Origin of the sequence: Methylobacterium sp. J-076 (genome assembly GCF_022829405.1) — a bacterium.
Lineage (GTDB): Bacteria > Pseudomonadota > Alphaproteobacteria > Rhizobiales > Beijerinckiaceae > Methylobacterium.
The window spans coordinates 61,697-81,311 of the sequence record NZ_JAKSXW010000078.1; the positions used below are offsets into that span (position 1 = coordinate 61,697).

General features: G+C 73.4%; 14 protein-coding genes. 8 read left to right on the top strand and 6 right to left on the bottom strand.

Features of this window, described 5'->3' with window-relative positions:
• Positions 1-348 precede the first annotated feature (348 nt).
• A complete protein-coding gene (locus tag MKK53_RS06805; protein WP_243927935.1) occupies positions 349-822 on the top strand; it encodes a MucR family transcriptional regulator in 474 nt (157 codons plus the stop codon).
• 55 nt (positions 823-877) lie between these two features.
• Here MKK53_RS06805 and MKK53_RS06810 read toward each other — a convergent pair whose 3' ends face one another.
• The 4 genes from MKK53_RS06810 to MKK53_RS06825 form a co-directional block, all read right to left on the bottom strand.
• A complete protein-coding gene (locus tag MKK53_RS06810; protein WP_243927936.1) occupies positions 878-2,230 on the bottom strand; it encodes a glycosyltransferase in 1,353 nt (450 codons plus the stop codon).
• Between the two features lie 120 nt (positions 2,231-2,350).
• Complete coding sequence (locus MKK53_RS06815; protein WP_243927937.1) at positions 2,351-5,521, bottom strand: efflux RND transporter permease subunit; 3,171 nt, start codon at positions 5,519-5,521, stop codon at positions 2,351-2,353.
• 8 nt (positions 5,522-5,529) lie between these two features.
• A complete protein-coding gene (locus tag MKK53_RS06820) occupies positions 5,530-6,897 on the bottom strand; it encodes an efflux RND transporter periplasmic adaptor subunit (RefSeq protein ID WP_243927993.1) in 1,368 nt (455 codons plus the stop codon).
• A gap of 55 nt (positions 6,898-6,952) precedes the next feature.
• Positions 6,953-7,150 (bottom strand): polyhydroxyalkanoate synthesis regulator DNA-binding domain-containing protein, encoded by a 198-nt coding sequence (locus MKK53_RS06825; protein WP_243927938.1) that lies wholly within the window; start codon positions 7,148-7,150, stop codon positions 6,953-6,955.
• Between the two features lie 241 nt (positions 7,151-7,391).
• Here MKK53_RS06825 and MKK53_RS06830 point away from each other — a divergent pair, with 241 nt between their 5' ends.
• The 6 genes from MKK53_RS06830 (at position 7,392) to MKK53_RS06855 (ending at position 14,705) form a co-directional block, all read left to right on the top strand.
• A complete protein-coding gene (locus tag MKK53_RS06830) occupies positions 7,392-8,069 on the top strand; it encodes a response regulator transcription factor (protein WP_243927939.1) in 678 nt (225 codons plus the stop codon).
• Positions 8,062-9,429 (top strand): ATP-binding protein, encoded by a 1,368-nt coding sequence (locus MKK53_RS06835; RefSeq protein ID WP_243927940.1) that lies wholly within the window; start codon positions 8,062-8,064, stop codon positions 9,427-9,429. Before MKK53_RS06830 ends, MKK53_RS06835 begins: the two co-directional genes overlap by 8 nt.
• A gap of 251 nt (positions 9,430-9,680) precedes the next feature.
• Entirely contained in the window at positions 9,681-11,843 is a 2,163-nt protein-coding gene (locus tag MKK53_RS06840) for a malate synthase G (protein ID WP_243927941.1), read from the top strand.
• 133 nt (positions 11,844-11,976) lie between these two features.
• The gene (locus MKK53_RS06845) at positions 11,977-12,396 is read left to right on the top strand and encodes a CopG family transcriptional regulator (RefSeq protein WP_243927942.1); all 420 of its coding nucleotides are present in this window, start codon (positions 11,977-11,979) and stop codon (positions 12,394-12,396) included.
• Between the two features lie 127 nt (positions 12,397-12,523).
• A complete protein-coding gene (locus tag MKK53_RS06850; protein WP_243927994.1) occupies positions 12,524-13,783 on the top strand; it encodes an alpha/beta hydrolase family esterase in 1,260 nt (419 codons plus the stop codon).
• A 142-nt stretch (positions 13,784-13,925) separates the two neighbouring features.
• Positions 13,926-14,705 carry an ABC transporter substrate-binding protein gene (locus MKK53_RS06855; RefSeq protein WP_243927943.1) on the top strand — a complete coding sequence of 260 codons (780 nt, stop codon included), beginning with the start codon at positions 13,926-13,928 and terminating at the stop codon, positions 14,703-14,705.
• A 22-nt stretch (positions 14,706-14,727) separates the two neighbouring features.
• On the opposite strand, the gene MKK53_RS06860 is transcribed toward MKK53_RS06855, so the two are convergent.
• Positions 14,728-15,510 carry an FCD domain-containing protein gene (locus MKK53_RS06860; protein WP_243927944.1) on the bottom strand — a complete coding sequence of 261 codons (783 nt, stop codon included), beginning with the start codon at positions 15,508-15,510 and terminating at the stop codon, positions 14,728-14,730.
• 213 nt (positions 15,511-15,723) lie between these two features.
• Between MKK53_RS06860 and MKK53_RS06865 the strand changes: the two genes are divergently transcribed.
• Positions 15,724-16,869, top strand: coding sequence for an alpha-hydroxy acid oxidase (locus tag MKK53_RS06865; protein ID WP_243927945.1), 1,146 nt, complete (start codon positions 15,724-15,726; stop codon positions 16,867-16,869).
• 9 nt (positions 16,870-16,878) lie between these two features.
• Here MKK53_RS06865 and MKK53_RS06870 read toward each other — a convergent pair whose 3' ends face one another.
• The gene (locus tag MKK53_RS06870; RefSeq protein ID WP_243927946.1) at positions 16,879-19,599 is read right to left on the bottom strand and encodes an ATP-binding protein; all 2,721 of its coding nucleotides are present in this window, start codon (positions 19,597-19,599) and stop codon (positions 16,879-16,881) included.
• Positions 19,600-19,615: the final 16 nt, after the last annotated feature.

A 19,615-nucleotide genomic window follows, 5' to 3' on the forward strand; every position in this document is an offset into this window, starting at 1 on the left:
CCCCCACGCATGAGGCGCTGCCGGATCCGTCTGGACCGGTTTCCGCGACAGTCGGGCGACCCCGAGCGGTCATCGGGCGCCTTCTCTCGACCCGCACCGGCCCATACCAACGGGGGAGGGGCCGCACTCCTGTGCCGGGTGAGACCACGACCTGAGGTTCACGGACACCATTCCGGGCGGGCGTCCGGCCCGGATGCCCGTGGCAGCATCGAATGGGCGAGATCGCCGATCCCATCATATCATGTATTCATATTCAACTAGAAGTTGCAAAAACTCCAAGACGGAATACGATGCAGGCGTCGGGCGCTCGATGTGACCACTGAGCGTGAGGGTGCCGGAGATCGAACCGTGGCCGAGAACGTCCTGGACCAGCCATCCGAGATCGAGGGATGCGTCACCGCGATCGTCGGCGCCTACGTGTCGGGCAACCATGTCGCGGCGGCCGACGTGCCGGGGCTGATCGCCTGCGTGCATGCCGCGCTCACCACCCTCGCCGCGCGGGAGGGCGCTGCCCGGGCCGCATGCGCCCATCACCCCACCGAGGCGCAGATCGAGAAGTCGGTCCAGCGGGACGGGCTCGTTAGCTTCCTCGACGGCAAGTCCTACAAGACCCTGAAACGGCACCTGAGATCCCACGGGCTCGATCCCCGAAGCTACCGCGACCATTTCGGGCTGCCGTTCGACTACCCGATGGTGGCGCCGGCCTACCGCGAGAAGCGCTCCGCCATCGCCAAGGTCACCGGTCTGGGCGTGTCCGGCAGCCGCCCCGGCCATGAGGTCCTGTCGGCGCCGCCGCCGGAGAGGCAGCGGCACACGGCCTGAGGCGGGCGCGCCGCGGTCGGGACGGCGGGGGCGCCCGCCGGGGTGGGAACGGCCCTCAGCGCCCCTCCCAAACCCCCCGTTGTGCGGCCCTGGCCGGGGGGAGAACGCCCGGCGAGCGGGAGGTCCGCGGGGCGTTCCGAGCCCCGTCGCCGTCGGCGAGGCCATCGAGGACGCGGAGGATCTCATGCCGGGCATCCCGCGCCCGGAAGTCGGCGGCCATCGCCTGCGCCCGGTCCCGGAAGCCCGGTTCCGAGAGCACCTGGTCGATGGCCCCGGCGAGGGCCGCGCCCGTGGGCGTGCTCGTCCCGAGGTCGATCCCCGTCCCCGACCAGCCGACGCGGGCGGCGACCTCCGCCTTGTCCTCCGTCTTGCCCGCCACCACCAGGGGAACCCCGGCGGCCAGCGCCTGCAGGACGCTGCCGTAGCCCCCGTTGGTCACGAGCACCCCGACCTTGGGGAAGATCGCATCGAAGGGCAGGAACGAGGCGACCCGCGCGTTGGCCGGCACCGGCATCCCGAGGGCCTCGACGGGCCGCCCGCCCGTGGTCGCGACGACGAGGAGGTCGTCCCGGTCCGCGAGGGCGGCGAGGGTCGGCGCGACGAGCTGCCCGAGGTCGCCGTTGGCCAGGGTGCCCTGGGTGACGAGGACCACCTTCCTGCCGCCGTCGAGGTCGTCCCACCAGGGCGGAAGCGGCGCCGACGAGCGGCCGAGGGGGAGGAGGCCGACGAAGCGCAGGGTGGCGGGCGGCGCCCGGAAGGCGAACTCGAAGCCCGGCACGCCCTGCTGGAGGAAGGCGTCCGGGAGCTGCACGATGGATTGCGTGAGGGAGGCGGGCAGCGGCGGGAGGCCGAGCGCCGCGAGGCGCCCGTCGGCATGGGCCCGGACGGGCTCGACGAAGGCCCGGTCGACGGCGGCGGCGAGGACCGCGTAGCGGGCCCGCTCCTCCGCGTCCCGGGCGGGGGGCAGCCCGAGGCCGACCGGGGCGCCGTCCGCCCTGTCGAGGAACAGGATGCTGACGTTCAGGACGGCGACCGGCGGCCGGGGCCGGCGCGATTGGAGCAGCGGTAGGACGCCGAGGACCATGCTGCTGGCGACGACCACGTCCGGCGCCTCGGCCTCGATGAGGTGGTGCAGCAGGGTGGCCTGGGCCGGCATGGGGTCGATGAAGCGCCGGGCGAACTCGCGGCTCCAGCGCTCGGGGCCCGGGGGCAGGCCGGGTTCGAGGGTGCTCGCGGCCCCGTGGTCGGGGCAGGGGACGAAGCGGAAGCCCGCCGCCTGGACCTGCGGGGCGAAGGCGGGGTCGGTGACGAAGGTGACCGCGTCGCCCCGGTCGGCCAGGAGGCGACCAACGGCGAGCATGGGATTCACGTGGCCGGTGAGGGGCGTGGCGGCGAGAAGGACTTTCACGGCAGCTTTCTGAACGGTCGGGGTGGCTCCTCGGTCATTCGCCGAAGGGCCTGTCCGGTCACCGCCCGCCGGGCCGCCGCGTGCGCCCCCGCACCAGGGCGGCCCCGGCCGGAGCCGCGCTCACGCGTCGGCATCCTCCCGCATCCGCGCGGTCTCCCGCGGCCGGGCATCGCCCGAACCCGACCCCCCGCGGCGGAAGGGGAAGCGCATCCCCGTCACCGCCGGGTAGACCGCCGGCAGGACCACGAGGGTGAGGAAGGTCGCGGAGATCAGCCCGCCGATCACCACCGTGGCCAGCGGGCGCTGCACCTCGGCCCCGGCGCTGGTGGACAGGGCCATCGGCAGGAAGCCGAGGGCCGCCACGAGGGCCGTCATCATCACGGGCCGCAGCCGCATCTCGGCGGCCTGGGTGGCGGCCTCGCGGGGGCCGAGGCCGGACTGTTCCAGGTCGCGGATGTAGCTCGTCAGCACCACGCCGTTCAGGATCGCGATGCCGAAGGTCGCGATGAACCCGATCGCCGCCGAGATCGAGAACGGCATGTCGCGCAGGGTCAGGGCGAGGATGCCCCCGGTGGCGGCCATCGGCACGTTCAGGAAGATCAGCCCGGCGAGGCGGATGTCGCCGAACATCACCACCAGCAGGACGAGGATCCCCGCGAGGGCGGCGGGCACCACCACGGAAAGCCGAGCGGTCGCCTCCTGCAGGTTCTGGTACTGGCCGCTCCACACCAGGGCATAGCGCGGCGGCAGCTTCACCTGGTCGGAGACGGCCTGCTTGGCGGCGTCCACGAAGCTCTGCACGTCGCGGCCCCGGACGTTCGCCTGGACCGAGATGCGCCGTTGCAGGCGCTCCCGGCTGATCTGGGCCGGTCCCGAGGCGACCTCCACGGTGGCGACCATCGACAGGGGCACCGTCGGTGCGGGGCCGGCCTCCCGGCCCGCCTCCCGGGTCGAGCGGCCCACGGGGAGGGCGCGGATCCGCTCGAGGTCGCTGCGGTCCGCCGGATCGAGGCGCACCACGATGTCGGTGATGGAGTTGTCGTCGCCGTAGACCATGCCGCCGGTGCGGCCGCCGATGGCCTCCACCACGTCGAGCACGTCGGAGACGTTGATGCCGTAGCGGGCGGCCCTGGCGCGATCGACCTGGATCGAGAGGGCCGGCATGCCGGCCTGGGCCTCGGCCTTCACGTCCGCCGCCCCCTCGACCCCGGACACCGCCCGCACGATGGCGTCGGCCGTGTCCTTCAGCACCTTCAGGTCGTCGCCGTAGAGGCTGATGGCGACGTCGCCCCGCACGCCCTCCAGCAGGTCGTCCATCCGCATCTGGATCGGCTGCGAGAAGGTGTAGGCGACGCCGGGCACCTCCTCCTTGAGGCGCTTGTCGAAGGCCGCCACGAGGCCCTCCTGGGTGTCGGCGGTCTTCCAGCCGGACGGGTCGGTGAGAGTGATGAAGCTGTCCGTCGATTCGACCCCCATCGGGTCGGTGGGGATCTCGGCGCTGCCGGTGAGGGAGACGACCCGCTTCACCTCGGGGAAGGATTTCAGCACCCGCTCGATGCGGCCGACCGTGGCCAGGGAGGCGTCCAGGTTGATGCCGGGCAGCTTCTCGGAGGTGATCACGATCGACCCCTCCGACAGCTTGGGCAGGAACTCCCCGCCGAGGCGCGTCGCCAGCACGCAGGAGCCGGCGAACAGGGTGAGCGTCGCGACGACGGTGAGGACGGCGTGCCGCTCGGCCCAGCGCAGGACGGGCGTGTAGGCGCCCCGCACCGCGTGGACGAGGCGCGTCTCGTGCTCGCCGATGCCCCGGCCGGCGAGGAAGATCGCCGCCAGGGCGGGCATCAGGGTCATGGTGACCACGAGGGAGCTGGCCAGCGCCAGGATCACCGTGAGCGCCATCGGCACGAACATCTTGCCCGCCACGCCCTGGAGGGCGAGGATCGGCACGTAGACGATGATGATGATCGCCACCGCGAACTTCACCGGCCGCGCCACCTCGGCGGCGGCATCCCGGATCGTCTCGTGGGGCGGCCGGTCCGGGTGCTCGCCGCGGGCGCGCAGCACGTTCTCGATCATCACCACGGCCCCGTCCACGATCAGCCCGAAATCGATGGCGCCGAGGCTCATCAGGTTGCCCGACAGGCCGATGAGCCGCATCCCCGCGAAGGCCATCAGCATCGAGAGCGGGATGGCGGCGGCCACGATCAGCCCCGCGCGCAGGTTGCCGAGGAGCAGCAGCAGCACGACCACCACCAGCACGGCGCCCTCGAGGAGGTTGTGCGCCACCGTGTGGATCGTGCGGTCCACGAGGGCGCTGCGGTCGTAATACGGGACGATCTCGATCCCCGGCGGGAGCTGCGGGCGCAGCTCCGCGACGGTCTTCTTCACCTCCTCGACCACCGCGCTGGCGTTCTCGCCGTAGCGCATCAGGGCGATGCCCACGACCGTCTCGCCCGCCGCATCGTGGGTGACGGCGCCGAGGCGCACCTTCGGCGCCTCCTGCACGCTGCCGAGGTCGCCCAGGGTCACGGGCAGGCCGCCGGGGCCGGTCGAGACCACGATGCGGGCGATGTCCTCCGGCCCCTTGGCGAGGCCGAGGCCGCGGATCACCTCCTGCTGGTCGTTGTGCTCGATATAGGCGCCGCCGCGGGCGGCGTTGTTGTCGGCGAGCGCCGTGTAGACCTGGGCCAGGGTCACGCCGTAGCGGCGCAGGGCGGCGGCGGAGACGCGGACCTCGTCGGTCGGCATCTGGCCGCCGTAGATGTTCACGTCGGCGATGCCCGGGGTGAGCTTCAGCTTGGGCGCGATCGTCCATTGCAGGAGGCGCTTCAACTGCATCGGCGTGTAGGCGGGCCCGCGCAGCTCGAACTGGTAGACCTCGCCGAGCCCCGTCGCCATCGGGCCCATCTGCGGGTCGCCGACGCCGGCCGGCATCAGGGCCTTGGCCTGCGGCAGGCGCTGGAACACCTCCGCCCGGGCCGCCGTGACCGACATGGACTCGTCGAAGGTGACGTAGACCGCCGACACCCCGGCCCGCGAGGTGGAGCGCACGTTGGTCAGCCCCGGCGCCCCCGCCATGGCGTTCTCGACCGGAAAGGTGACGAGGCGCTCGACCTCCAGGGGGCCGAGGCCCGGCGACAGGGTCAGCACCATCACCTGCTTGGGCGAGATGTCCGGCACCGCGTCGATGGACAGGCCTTCGAGGTTGGCGACCCCGCCCGCCGCGGCGGCGAGCGCCACCATCAGGACGAGGAAACGGCGGCGCACGAGCAGGGCGAACCAGGTCTTCATGGGGCGCCTCAATCCGTCGAGCCGAGCAGGCTGCGCAGCAGGATGGCCTTCAGGCCGAAGCTCCCCGCGGTCGCCACGCTGTCGCCGGCCGCGACCCCGCCCTTCACCTCGACCCAGTCGGAGCGCTGGATGCCCAGGGTCAGGGAGCGGCGCTCGAACCGGTCCGGGGCGACGCGGACGAAGGCGATCGGCCCCTGTTCGGTCTGCTGGACCGCGGCGGCGGGGATGGTGACGCCGTCGCGGCCGAGATCCGCCGCCACGGTGACGGAGACGAACATGTTCGCGCGCAGCTGATCCTCGGGGTTGGCGAGTTCGATCCGGGCGGGCGCGGTGTTGGTGGCCGCGTCGAGGGCGGCGTTGACGGAGCGGACCCGGCCCTCGAAGGGCGGGTGGCCCGGAACCGGGCTCTCGACCGAGGCGGCGTCCCCCGCCTTCACCCGGGCGATGTCGGGTCCGTAGAGGCTGGCCAGCACCAGGACGCGGGTCGGGTCGGCCACCGTGATCGCGTCGCGGCCGGTATCCACCACCTCGCCCAGCGTGATGCCGACGCTCGTCACCACGCCGCCGATGGGCGTGACCACGGCGCTGGTGCCGGGCGCCGCGCCCTCGGCCGGGGCGAGGCGCTGGTACTGCGCCCGGTACATGTCGGCACTGGCCTCGGCCGACTGGACCGCGGCCTTCGCCTTGGCGAGGTCGGCCTGCCGCCGCTCCACCTCGGCCTGGGCCACGCCGCCGAACTTGAGCTGGTCCTGTCCGCGCTTGAGCTGCAGCTCCGTGACCTTCTCGGAGGCCCGCGCCTCGCCGAGCGCCGCCTGCGCGGCGAGGAGGCCGTTGCGGGCGTCGAGGATGCCGGCGGCGTCGAGGGTCGCCAGGGTCTGCCCGGCCTCCACCCGGTCGCCGGGCTGGACCGCGAGGCTCAGCACCCGCCCCTGGGTGCGCGGCTTGAGATGCGTCACCCGCCGCTCGTCGAAGGCGACGGTGCCGGGCGCGCACACCGGCAGCACGATCCGGCGGATCTCGGCCGTCCCGAAGGCGAGGCCGATCCGGGTCTGGCCCGCCGCGTCGAGGGTCACGAGGTCGGGATCGGCCGGGGGGGCGTCGCCCTTGGCCGGGTCGGCCGCCGCGGCCGGCGGATGCGGCGCGAGGCCGAGCGCGTCGAGGAGCGGCCCCCGGTACGCCCATCCCCCGAAGGCGAGGGCGGCGAGCGCCGCGGCGAGGAACAGCAGGACGGGCGCCCGGCGCCGCGCCGAGGCCGGGGAGGGGCGCGGGTCCCCTCCGGCCGCGGAGGGGGTGCGGCGCACGGGGGTGGCGGGGCCTGCCGGTTCGGCGGCCCCGGCCTCGCGCTCGGCCGTGAGGGGCTCGGCGTGGAGCGACATCAGCGGCACCGCCGCCGGCCGGGACCGGCGGACGGCATGGGGGGACAAGGCCGCCTCATGCGTCGAGGCCCCGGGGCAGCACGTCCTCGGTCACGAAGCGCCCGTTCTCCACGTCGCGGACCACGACCTCGTAGCCTTCGCTGCGCAGCTCCTTGAGCCGGGCGAGGGACACGTAGGACGCGGATTCCACGTCGTAGAGCCGGGTCTGGCCGTACCGGTTGATCAGGCGCCGGGGGCGCCGCTTCCTAGGCATGCGTGGCGCAGTCCCGGCGGCCCGTGGCGCGTGGCGTCGTCCGCATCGAATGAGGTCCAGCGAGGGCGCGCTCGGTCCACGGGACGGGATCCGGTACGCGCTAGAGTCATTCTAATAAGTTGGGCGAAGCCGATGCGGCGCCACTAAATTCGGGTTCATACTGTTTGTCCGACGGGACCGGTGGTGCGAAGTTTGACTTAAACGGGTTGAGGGGCCGGGCGACGGCGAGGCGGGGACGGGCGTGGCGAGGCTGCTGCTGATCGAGGACGACGCGGAGACGGCCGGCGACGTGCTCGACGACCTGCGCGGTCGCGGCCACACGGTCGGCTGGGCCGCGACCGGGCCCGAGGGCGCGCGGGCGGCCCGGGACGATGTCTGGGAGGCGATCATCCTGGACCGGCTGCTGCCCGGCCAGGACGGGCTCGGGGTCCTGCAGGATCTCCGGCGGGACGGGGACCGCACCCCCGCCCTGATCCTCAGCGCGCTGGGCGACGTGGACGAGCGCATCCGCGGCCTGCGGGCGGGGGGCGACGACTACCTCGCCAAGCCCTTCGCCCTGGGCGAGCTCGCCGCCCGCATCGAGGCGCTGCTCCGGCGGCCCGCGGGCAGGCCCGAGACGGTGCTGCGCGTCGGCCGCCTAGAGATCGACCTGATCGCGGGCACCGGCCGGCGCGGCACGCGCGACCTCGGCCTGCTGCCGCGCGAACTCAAGCTCCTCGCCTACCTGATGCGGTGCCCCGGGCAGATCGTGACGCGGGCGATGCTGTTCGAGGAGGTCTGGAACTACCGCTTCACCCCCAAGTCGAACCTCATCGATGTCCATGTCGGGCGGCTGCGGCGGAAGCTGGAGGCGGGCGGCGAGGCGCCCCTGATCCAGAACGTGAGCGGCATCGGCTTCACGCGCATGCCCGATGCGTGACCTCCTGCGCTCCACCACCCTGCGCTGGGCGCTGGGGATCGCCGTGTGGTCGGTCCTGCTGGCGCTGTCGATGTTCGCCTTCATCTACTGGCAGACGGCGGCCTACCTGCGCGAGGAGCTCGCCGAGACGCTGCGGCTGGAGGTCCGCACCGCCGCGGCGGATCCCGCGGCCGCCGCGCTGCGGGTCGACACCTGGACCGCCATGGACCTCCACGCCACCCATTACGGCGGGCTGTTCGGCCCCGGGGGAGCGCGGGTGGCCGGCAATCTCCGGGCGATGCCGGATCGCCTCCCGCGCGACGGCGACGCCTACCGGGTCAGCGCCACGGTGGATGTCGCGGGCCGCACCGTCGCGGACGAGATCTGGGCCGCCGCCCTGGCCCTCCCGGACGGCGGCGCCGTCGTGATCGCCCACGATTCCGACGAGATCGACCGGGTGCGGGTGACGACCCTGCGCGCGCTGGGCCTCGGGCTGGTGCCGACGCTGATGCTCTCGGGCCTCGGCGGCCTGTTGCTGGCGCGCCGCGCCCGCGGGCGGCTGGCGGCGACGGAGGCGGCGCTGTCCGAGGTGATGCGCGGCGACCTGCGCCAGCGCTTGCCGGTGGGGACGCGCGGGGACGAGTTCGACCGCCTCGCCCGGAACGTGAACCGGATGCTCGACGAGATCGAGCGCCTGATGGGCGAGGTCCGCAGCGTCGGCGATGCGGTCGCCCACGACCTGCGCACCCCGCTCACCCGGCTGCGGGCCCGGCTGGAGCGCAGCCGCGCCCAGGCCAGGACCGTGGCGGAGTTCCACGAGACGATCGACCAGGGCCTCGCCTGGATCGACCAGACCCTGTCCATGGTCACGGCCGTCCTGCGGATCGGGGAGATGGAGGACGGGCGGCGACGGGCGGCGTTCACCCGCGTGGACCTCGGCGAGGTGGCCGCCGTGGCGGTGGAGTTCTTCGAGCCCCTGGCCGAGGAGAAGGGCATCCGCCTCGACGTCGCCGTCTCGCCGGGACCCCACGTGATCCTGGGGGACCGGGACCTCTGCTTCGAGGCCCTGTCGAACCTCCTCGACAACGCCCTGAAGTTCACCCCCTCCGGCGGCGCGGTGGACGTGCGCGTCACCCGGGCCGGCGATGCGGTCGTCGCGGCGGTGGACGATACCGGGCCGGGCCTGCCGCCGGGCGAGCACGCCAAGGTATTCCAGCGGTTCTACCGCGCCGAGACGGCCCGCCGGACCCCCGGCAACGGCCTGGGGCTGAGCCTCGTGGCGGCGATCGCCGCGCTTCACAGCGCGTCGGCGACCGCGCGCCCCGGCCCGGCGGGGGGCGGGCGCTTCGCCATCGCCTTCCCGCCCGCCGAGGCCGCCTGACACCCGGCGCCCCCGGGCGGCGCGCGACAAGCCGGCACGGGGGCGGGGCGCGGCCGGCGCGATCCCGCCGGGCCGGGCCGGGCCTCTTGGAATTCATTATTTTTGTCACGCTTTCCGGCGCGGGGCCCGCAGCCGCCCGGCCCGGACATGCGTAAAGGGGGCGCGGCGTCCCGAACGACCGGCGGTGGGATCGCCGCCGGCCGACATCCCCGTCTGCCACGGGCCGCCGGCCTTTCCCGAGGGTGTCCAGGATGGATCGACTGACCGTTGGCGGCCTCGCCGTCGCAAGGGTGCTCCACGATTTCGTCACGCAGGAGGCCCTGCCCGGCACCGGCATCTCGCCCGAGGTGTTCTGGGGCGGCCTCGGCGCCATCGTCCGGGACCTGACGCCGAAGAACCGGGCGCTGCTCGCCAAGCGCGACGCCCTGCAGGGGCGGATCGACGCCTGGCACCGGGAGCGCACCGGCAAGCCGGTGGACGCCGCGGCCTACAAGGCGTTCCTCACCGAGATCGGCTACATCGTCCCCGCCCCGGGCGCCGTGCAGGTGCGCACGGACCGCGTGGACCTGGAGATCGCCCGCATCGCGGGGCCGCAGCTCGTGGTGCCGATCTCGAACGCCCGCTACGCCCTCAACGCGGCCAACGCCCGCTGGGGCTCCCTCTACGATGCCCTGTACGGCACCGACGCCGTGTCGGAGGAGGGCGGGGCCGTCCGCTCCGGCGGCTACAACCGCAGCCGGGGCGCTCGGGTCGTCACCCGCGCCCGCAGCTATCTCGACCGCTTCGTCCCCCTGGCGGGCGGGCGCCACGCCGACGTCGTGACCTACGCCGTCGAGGACGGCGGGCTCGTCGGCAACATGAACACCGGCGAGACCGTGCCCCTCGCCCGGCCGGAGCTGTTCGCGGGCTACCGCGGCCGGGCGAGCATGCCCTCGGCCCTGCTGCTGCGCCACAACGGCCTGCACATCGAGGTGGTGATCGACCGCACGCACCGGATCGGCCGGTTCGACGCGTCGGGCGTCGCCGACATCGTCCTCGAATCCGCCGTCTCGACGATCATGGACCTCGAGGATTCGGTGGCCACGGTCGATGCGCAGGACAAGGTCGTCGTCTACCGCAACTGGCTCGGCCTGATGAAGGGCACCCTCTCGGCCGCCTTCGAGAAGGACGGCCGGAGGCAGGAGCGCCGCCTCAACCCTGACCGGCACTACATCGCCCCCAACGGCGGCGAGGTGGTGGTGCCCGGCCGCTCCCTCATGCTGGTGCGCAACGTCGGCCACCACATGGACACCGACGCCGTGCTCGACGGCGAGGGCCGGGAGATCCCCGAGGGGATGCTCGACGCCGCGATCTCCGCGATGATCGCGATCCACGACCTCAGGGGCGATTCCGGGCTGCGGAACAGCCGGGAGGGCTCGGTCTACATCGTCAAGCCGAAGATGCACGGGCCGGAGGAGGTCGCCTTCGCCGTCGAGCTGTTCGACCGGGTGGAGGCGATGCTGGGGCTCGACCCCAACACCCTCAAGATGGGCATCATGGACGAGGAGCGCCGCACCACGGTGAACCTCGCCGCCTGCATCGCCGCGGCGGCGGAGCGGGTGGTCTTCATCAACACCGGGTTCCTCGACCGCACCGGGGACGAGATCCACACGGCGATGGAGGCCGGGCCGGTCATCCGCAAGAACGACATGAAGGCGACGGCCTGGATCAAGGGCTACGAAGAGAACAACGTCGATGTCGGCCTCGCCTGCGGCCTGAGGGACCGGGCGCAGATCGGCAAGGGGATGTGGGCGGCCCCCGACGCCATGGCGGAGATGCTGATGCAGAAGGGCGCCCACCCGAAGGCCGGCGCCTCGACGGCCTGGGTGCCTTCGCCCACCGCCGCGACCCTCCACGCCCTGCACTACCACGAGATCGAGGTCGCGGTGCGGCAGGCGGAACTCGCCCGCCGGCCCCGCTCGGCCCTGGACGAGATCCTGGAGATCCACCTGGCTAGGTCGAACTTCGCCCCCGACGACGTCCAGCAGGAGATCGACAACAACGCGCAAGGCATCCTCGGCTACGTCGTGCGCTGGGTGGACCAGGGGGTCGGGTGCTCGAAGGTGCCCGACATCCACGATGTCGGGCTGATGGAGGACCGGGCGACCCTGCGCATCTCCTCGCAGCACATCGCCAACTGGCTGCACCACGGCGTGGTGAGCGAGGAGCAGGTGATGGAGACCCTGAAGCGGATGGCCAAGGTCGTGGACCGCCAGAACGCCGGCGATCCCCTCTACAGGCCGATGGCGCCGGGCTTCGACGGGCCCGCCTTCCAGGCGGCGAAGGACCTCGTGTTCAAGGGGCGCGCGCAGCCCAACGGCTACACCGAGTGGGTCCTGACGGCCCGCCGCCGCCAAGCGAAGGCGGCCGGGTAGAAGGACGGGAGGGCGACGCCCCGCGCGGCCCGGGGCGGCCGGGACCGACCCCGGCCGCCCGACACCCCTTGTACCGGCCATTCCACTCGCCATCTCTAGACCATCCAACCGCATGGTACAGGGAGGGAAGGCGATGGCGGACACCGTGCATGAGCTGCGGCCCAAGCTGCCGGACAGCGAGAAGATCACCATCAATCTCGGCTTCGTGGACCTCGGTCACATCGACCTGATGGTCCGAGACGGCTTCTACGCCAACCGTGCCGACTTCATCCGCACCGCCGTGCGCAACCAGATCGAGCGGCAGGGCGAGGCGGTGAAGCAATCCGTGGCCCGCAAGCAGCTTCACCTCGGCCTCTCGCACTATTCGCGGCGGACCCTCGAAGCGGCCCGCGATGCCGGCACGCCGCTGCACATCCAGGTCCTCGGGCTGGCCAGCATCGCCCTCGACGTGACCCCCGAACTCGCCCGCGCCGCGATCGCCTCCGTCGAGGTGCTCGGCGCCTTCCAGGCCAGCCCCGCGGTCAAGGCCGCCCTGGCCGACCGCATCGCCTGACACCCGCCCCCGACGACGTCTCCGCGGAGAAGGCCGGGCATCCCGCACCGTCCCATCCTCGCCCTGCAGGATTCCACCGATGACCCGCTTTCCGAAGATGGACTTCGCCAAGATGCCCTTCCCGAAGATGGCCTTCCGGCCGTTCTCGTCCGCGAAGGCCGACCCGGCCCGCGCCGCGCGGGTGATGGAGACGATGGCCAAGATGCAGAGGCGGCAGGCTGCGGCCTACGCCCAATGGGCCGAGGCCCACCGGGAGGCGGAGGCGCCGGCCACCACCGGGTCGGACACCATCGACATGGTGGCGCCCGCGGCCCCCGGCGGCACCTGGACCGCACCGCCGCAGGACGCCGCGCCCCGAGGCGACATCCCCGGGGGTGACATCCCCGGGGGCGACATCGCGGGGAACGTGATGCGCGTGATCCGGGATTCGCTCGCCAGCGCCGGGGTCGGAACCGGCCTGGGGGCCGGGTTCGGGCCGGGCCAGGGGGCCGCCGCGCCCAGCGCCGCCCCGCTTCCGCAGGGCGCCCGGTTCGAGACACGCACCTTCGCCAGCGCGGTGGGCAGCCGCACCTACAAGGTCTACGTCCCGAGCGGCTACACCGGCCAAGCCCTGCCGGTGGTGGTGATGCTGCACGGCTGCACCCAGAACCCGGACGATTTCGCCCGCGGCACGCGGATGAACGAGGTCGCCGAGGAGAAAACCTTCCTCGTGGCCTATCCCGAGCAGCCGCGCTCGGCCAACATGCAGCGGTGCTGGAACTGGTACGAGCCCGGCGACCAGCAGCGCGAGGGGGGCGAGCCCACCCTGATCGCCGGCATCGTCCGCCAGGTGATCGAGGAGTTCGCGGCCGACCCGAGCCGCGTCTACGCCGCGGGCCTCTCGGCCGGCGGGGCGGCGGCGGCGATCCTGGCCGCGACCCATCCCGACCTCTTCGCGGCGGTCGGCGTCCATTCGGGCCTCGCCTGCGGCTCCGCCCGGGACGTGTCCTCGGCCTTCGCGGCCATGAAGGGGAACGGCGCGGCGGCGCCGGGGCGCGCCCGGCACGGGGTCCCGACCATCGTGTTCCACGGCGACCGCGACGGGACGGTCCACCCCGCCAACGGCGATCAGGTCATCGCCCAGGCGACCCCCGGCCCGGCCCTGAGCCGGACCGTCAGCGAGGGCCGCACGCCCGACGGCGTGGCCTATACCTGCACCGTCCAGCGGGACCCGGCCGGTCGGCCGGTCCTGGAACAGTGGGTCCTGCACGGTGCCGGACACGCATGGTCCGGCGGCAGCCCGGCGGGCTCCTTCACGGCGCCGCAGGGGCCCGATGCCAGCCGCGAGATGGTCCGCTTCTTCCTCGCCCACGCCCACTCCGAAGCGGCCGCCCCGGCCCGGCACTGAGGCGTCCCGGTCCACCGCGGCGGCCCCGCCGACGGGGACCGGGCCGGGATCCGCCCGCGAAGTCTGGCTTTCGCGCCCGGAGGACGTATGCCGGGGCGGGGCCACACCCGATCCGCCCGGCCCCGCACGGGATCGCACGCCCATGGACAAGCTCGCCGCATCGCTGGTCGCCGGCCTCATGGCCGTCGCCCCGGCCCGCGCCGCCGAACCGCCGCCGGAGATCGTGCGCACGATCGCCCCGACGGGGACGCTCCGGGCCGCCATCAACTACGGCAACCCGGTCCTGGCGCAGAGGGGCGCCTCCGGCGAGCCCGGCGGCGTCTCGGTGGCCCTGGCGCGGGCCCTGGGCCAGCGCCTCGGGGTCCCGGTCGAGCTGCTCCCCTTCGATGGCGCGGGCAGGGTGACCGAGGCCGTCCGCTCCGGCGCGTGGGACGTCGCCTTCCTCGCCATCGACCCGCAGCGCGCGACGGAGATCACCTTCACGCAGCCCTACGTGCTGATCGAAGGCACCTACATGGTCGCCGACGGTTCGCCCCTGACGACCCCCGACGCGGTGGACCGCCGGGGCGTGCGGGTGTCGGTCGGGCAGGGGAGCGCCTACGACCTGTTCCTCACCCGCGCCCTGACGCAGGCCACCCTCGTGCGGGCGCCGACCTCGGCCGCCGCCATCGCCGCCTTCGGGCGGGGCGAGGTCGAGGTGGCGGCGGGGGTGCGCCAGCCGCTCGCCGCCTTCGCCCGCACCCACCCCGGCTTCCGGGTGTTCGACGGCCGCTTCATGGTCATCGAGCAGGCGATGGCGACGCCGCACGGGCGCGAGGCGGCGCAGGCCTACCTCCGGGACTTCCTGGGCGAGATGAAGGGGTCCGGCATGGTCGCCGAGGCCCTCCGGCACTCGGACCAGGAGGCCACCGTGGCGCCCTGACGGGGCGCGCCGGCCGGCCGCCCTACCGGCCGTCCTTGTGCCGCGCGGTCAGGCCGCCGCTGTTCAGGCGGCGCAGGGAGACCTGGAGCCGGGCCTCGGCGGCCTTGACCTCGTTGAGCGCCCGGTGGGTGTAGTGGATGTGCGCCTCGGCGGCCTCGCCCGCCCCCTCGACGTCTCCGGCCAGGACGCGCTCGGTGATCGCCCGGTGCTGGGCCCGCAGCCGGTCCCGGGTCTCGGGGCGGGCGAACAGCGTCTCGCGGTTCTCGATCACGCCCTGCCGGAGCATCCCCGACAGCGCCCGCATCGTGTGCAGCACCACGAGGTTGTGGCTCGCCTCGTAGACCGCGATGTGCAGGCTGACGTCGGCCTCCGCCTCCTCCCGCGGAATCCCGTCGTCGTGGGCGCGGTCGATGCGCGCCAGGCAGGCGGCCAGGCGCTCCCGGTCCACGGCGTTCGCCCGCGCGGCGGCGAGGCGGGCGGCCATCGGCTCCGTCACCGCCCGGAACTCCAGGTAGTCGTCCACCACCTCCGCGTGGGAGGCGATCAGCGCGATCAGCGGATCGGCGATCTCCCGCCCCAGCGGCGCCACCGACCGGCCGGCCGGGGTCGAGACGATCAGCCCGTCCTCCTCCAGCATCTTGATCCCCTGGCGCAGGGTCGGGCGGGAGACGTTCAGGTGACGCGCCAGATCCCGCTCCGGCAGCAGCAGGTCGCCGGGGCTCAGGGAGCCCTCCGCGATCAGATCCTTCAGACGGCGCGCCGTGCACTCGGCGACGCTTCCGCCCTTGATCGGATCCTGCTCCATGGTCGGCTCCCGCCCACGGGCATCGCGTGGGACCGTCCGGACGGCATACATCGGACAAACGATGTTTCCAATTGACGGCTCTGGTAAAAACAATTTACCAGAGCCGCGCCTCAGAGTGGTTGCAGTCGCCGGGCGCTTCGGCTGGGCCGGCGTCCTCGATTTCGTCGCCGGGGGAGACGGCGAAGACGTCGCGCGCGCCTGCGGAGTTCAACGATGCGCCTTTCGCACTGCCACTCGTTCCACGATTTCCGCCGCATGGCGAAGCGGCGCCTGCCGGGCCCGATCTTCGACTACATCGACGGCGCCGCCGACGACGAGGTCACCTACCGCCGCAACACCTCGTCCTTCGAGCGTTGCACCCTCGTGCCCAACGTCCTGCGCGGCGTCGGCGAGGTCGACATGTCGGTGACGGTGATGGGCCAGAAGCTCGCCATGCCGGTCTATTGCTCGCCCACCGCCCTGCAGCGGCTGTTCCACCACCAGGGCGAGCGGGCCGTGGCGGCGGCCTCCGGCAAGTTCGGGACGATGTTCGGCGTCTCGTCCCTGGGGACGGTGAGCCTTGAGGAGGCGCGCCGGATCAGCGGCAGCCCGCAGGTCTACCAGTTCTACTTCCACAAGGACCGCGGCCTGAACCGCGAGATGATGGCCCGCGCCAAGCGGGCCGGCATCGAGGTGATGATGCTGACGGTGGACAGCATCACCGGCGGCAACCGCGAGCGCGACAAGCGCACGGGGTTCTCCATTCCCTTCCGGCTCACCCTGGGCGGCATGGTCCAGTTCGCCATGAAGCCGGCCTGGGCCCTGAACTACCTGACCCACGAGAGCTTCAAGCTGCCCCAGCTCGACAACCACGTGGACATGGGCGGCGGATCGCTCTCGATCAGCCGCTACTTCACCGAGATGCTCGACCCGAGCCTGTCCTGGGACGACGTCGCCGCCATGGTGCAGGAATGGGGCGGCCAGTTCTGCCTCAAGGGCGTGATGTCGGTGGAGGACGCCAAGCGCGCCGCCGAGATCGGCTGCACGGGGATCGTGCTGTCGAACCACGGCGGGCGCCAGCTCGACGGCTCGGCCACGGGCTTCGACCAGCTCGCCGAGATCGTGGACGCCGTGGGCGACCGCATCGACGTGATCATGGATGGCGGTGTCCAGCGCGGCACGCATGTGCTGAAGGCCCTCTCCCTCGGGGCGAAGGCGGTGGGCCTCGGGCGCTACTACCTGTTCCCCCTCGCCGCCGCCGGGCAGGCCGGGGTCGAGCGGGCGCTCGGCCTGATGCGGACGGAGATCGAGCGCGACATGCGCCTGATGGGGTGCGCCTCCGTCGCGCAGCTGAACCGGGACAACCTGCGCTTCCTCTGAGAGCCGGGCCTACGCCGCCGCCCGGCCGGGGGCGGTCCTCCGGTCGAGCAGGAGGACCGTCGCGGCCAGCAGGCCCTCCAGCGCGTCGCATTCGGTGGGGGGGCCGGCATGGGCGCCGTCGCGGGCGGCCAGCTCGATGGGCCTCAGGCGTTCGACGAGGACCCGGGCGCCGACGTTGGCGCTCATGGATTTCAGGCTGTGCGCCGCCCGGGCGATCCCGGGCTGGTCCGCCTCCGCCAGGGCGGCCCTCAGGGCCGCGAGGGCGACGGGCGCCTGCTGGCGGTAGAGGTCGAGGATCCGCCCCAGGAAGGCGCCGTCCCCGAGCGCCATGAGCCCGCCGAGGACCTCGTCGTCGAGGAGCGCGTCGTCGGGGCGCGTGTCGTCCGGGCGTGTGTCCTGGACGGCCCCCTCGGCGGGGGTCGCGAGCGGCGCCTCCGGCTCGCCCGCATCCGGGCGCCCCGGCGCGAACCGCTGCAGCAGGTCCGCGAGCTGCCTCAGGGTGAAGGGTTTGGCGAGGGTCCCGTCCATGTCGGCGGCCTCCGCCGCCTCCGCCGCGTCGGCCAGGACATGGGCCGTCAGGGCGATGATCGACGTGCGCCGGCCGCCGGCCGCCGCCTCGTGCCCGCGGATGGTCCTGGCCGCGGTGAAGCCGTCCATCACCGGCATGCTGCCGTCCATCAGGACGAGGTCGAAGGGGCGTGCGCCGGCCGCCTCCACCGCCGCCGCCCCGTCCTCGACGGCCACGACATCCGTGACGCCGCAGCGGGCCAGGGCTTCCAGGGCCACCTCGCGGTTGACCTCGCTGTCGTCGGCCACGAGCACGCGGGCGCCGGGGAACCGGGGCAGACGGTCGGCCGCGGCGTCCCGCAGCGCGGGCTGGGCGAAGGGCCTGCCGTCCGCGAGGGCTTCGAGGGCGGGCCGCCACTCGGCCTGCGTCACCGGCCAGCGCAGGATCTCGTCCGCGAGGCCCCGGCGCAGGGCCTCGTCGGCGCCGGCGTCCCCCGGCGGGCCGAGGACGAGGACCCGCCCGGCGCCCTCCGGCCTGCCCCCCGCCGCCACGAGGGCGGCGGCATCGACGATCCAGTGGGTCGGCCCGTCCCCGGCCGTCACGGAAGGGGCGAACCCGGCCGCGGCGAGGCTGGCGGCGAGGGCCTGCCGCGTCGCGGCGCCCTCCGTGCGCAGGACCACGCCCGAAGGGACCTCCGGCCGCCGCGCGACCGGGCGGGCGGGCTCGGCCACCTCGACGGGGATGCGGGCGGAGAAGGTCGAGCCGACGCCCACCGTGCTGGTCACGGCCACGCTGCCGCCCATCGCCTCCACGATCCGCTGGGCGATCGACAGGCCGAGGCCGGTCCCCCCGAAGCGCCGGGTGGTGGATTGGTCCGCCTGCGAGAAGGCCGAGAAGATCGTCGCCAGCTTGTCCTGCGGGATGCCGATGCCGGTGTCGGTGACGGCGACGACCAGGACGCCGTCCTCCCGGTCGATCCCCATGTGGAGGGAGACGGAGCCCTGGGGCGTGAACTTCAGGGCGTTCGAGACGAAGTTGCTCACCACCTGCCCCAGGCGGACGGGATCGCCGAGGATGGCGCGGGGCACCTCCGGCGCGACGCTGGCCGCGAGGTCCAGCCCGGCCGACCGGGCCCGCGCGGCGAACAGGGTGACGACGGTGTCGGCGACCTCGTCCGGGCTCACGGGGACGCGTTCGAGGTCGAGCTTGCCGGCCTCCACCTTCGCGAAGTCGAGGATGTCGTTGAGGATCGCCAGCAGCGACTTGCCCGACCGGGCGATCACGTCGGCGTAGCGGCGCTGGCGCACCGGCAGGTCCGAGCTCGCCAGCAATTCCGCCATCACGAGCACGCCGTTCATCGGCGTGCGGATCTCGTGGCTCATCGTGGCCAGGAAGGTCGATTTCGCCTCGTTGGCGCTCTCGGCGGCCTGCTTGGCCTCGCTCAGGTCCGCCGTCCGGGCGCGGACCTCCTCCTCGAGATGCGCGCTGTGGGCGGCGAGGCGGTGGTCCCGCTCGTTGACCGCCGAGAGCAGGTCGTTGAACGTGCGGGCCAGCCGGCCGACCTCGTCGTCGCCCATGACCGGGGCGCGCCGGGCGTAGTCGTGCTGCAGGCGGACCGCTTCCATGGTGTGGGCGAGGGTCGCCAGGGGGCGCATGATGCGGCGCTGCAACTGCAGCGATACGCCGATGCCGATGGCCACCGCGAACAGGGCGGCCAGGGCCGCGTTCCGCCCGGCGGCCCAGACATGGTCGAGGATGTCGTCGGTCTCGCCGATGAGGACGACGCGGCCGACCGCCATCCCGTTCTCGGTCACCGGCGCCTCCGCGCGGAGGGTCCGCGTCGTCAGCAGGCGCAGGAGGGACAGGTCCTCGCCGTCCTGGGCGGCGTCCTGCGTCAGGCGCAGGCCGATTCCCTGCTCGGTCAGCACGGTGCCGTCGCGCCGCTCGATCGCCCCGTAGACGATGGACGGGACGCGGCCGATAGCCCGGAGGGTGGCCGCGGCCGCCTCGGCATCGCCCCCCGCCGTCGCCCGCGCGCTGCCATAGGCGAAGACCTCGGCCACCGCCGTCAGCGCCGCGTGCTTGTCGGCGGCGTAGCGGTCGAGCTCGCGCCAGACCGACAGCACCGCCGCCAGGACGAGGGCCGCCGAGACCGCGCCGGTGACGGCCAGGGCGATCCGGGCGGCGAGGGAGAGCCCCGGCCTGGGCCACGTGTGCTGCACGGGTTCGCTCCTCTCC

Coding starts and splice junctions, on each gene's coding strand:
- MKK53_RS06835 (WP_243927940.1), top strand. CDS start 8,062: ATGCGTGACCTCCTGCGCTCCACCACCCTGCGCTGGGCGCTGGGGATC.
- MKK53_RS06815 (WP_243927937.1), bottom strand. CDS start 5,521: ATGAAGACCTGGTTCGCCCTGCTCGTGCGCCGCCGTTTCCTCGTCCTG.
- MKK53_RS06850 (WP_243927994.1), top strand. CDS start 12,524: ATGGCCTTCCGGCCGTTCTCGTCCGCGAAGGCCGACCCGGCCCGCGCC.
- MKK53_RS06865 (WP_243927945.1), top strand. CDS start 15,724: ATGCGCCTTTCGCACTGCCACTCGTTCCACGATTTCCGCCGCATGGCG.
- MKK53_RS06860 (WP_243927944.1), bottom strand. CDS start 15,510: ATGGAGCAGGATCCGATCAAGGGCGGAAGCGTCGCCGAGTGCACGGCG.
- MKK53_RS06840 (WP_243927941.1), top strand. CDS start 9,681: ATGGATCGACTGACCGTTGGCGGCCTCGCCGTCGCAAGGGTGCTCCAC.
- MKK53_RS06825 (WP_243927938.1), bottom strand. CDS start 7,150: ATGCCTAGGAAGCGGCGCCCCCGGCGCCTGATCAACCGGTACGGCCAG.
- MKK53_RS06855 (WP_243927943.1), top strand. CDS start 13,926: ATGGACAAGCTCGCCGCATCGCTGGTCGCCGGCCTCATGGCCGTCGCC.
- MKK53_RS06845 (WP_243927942.1), top strand. CDS start 11,977: ATGGCGGACACCGTGCATGAGCTGCGGCCCAAGCTGCCGGACAGCGAG.
- MKK53_RS06820 (WP_243927993.1), bottom strand. CDS start 6,897: ATGTCGCTCCACGCCGAGCCCCTCACGGCCGAGCGCGAGGCCGGGGCC.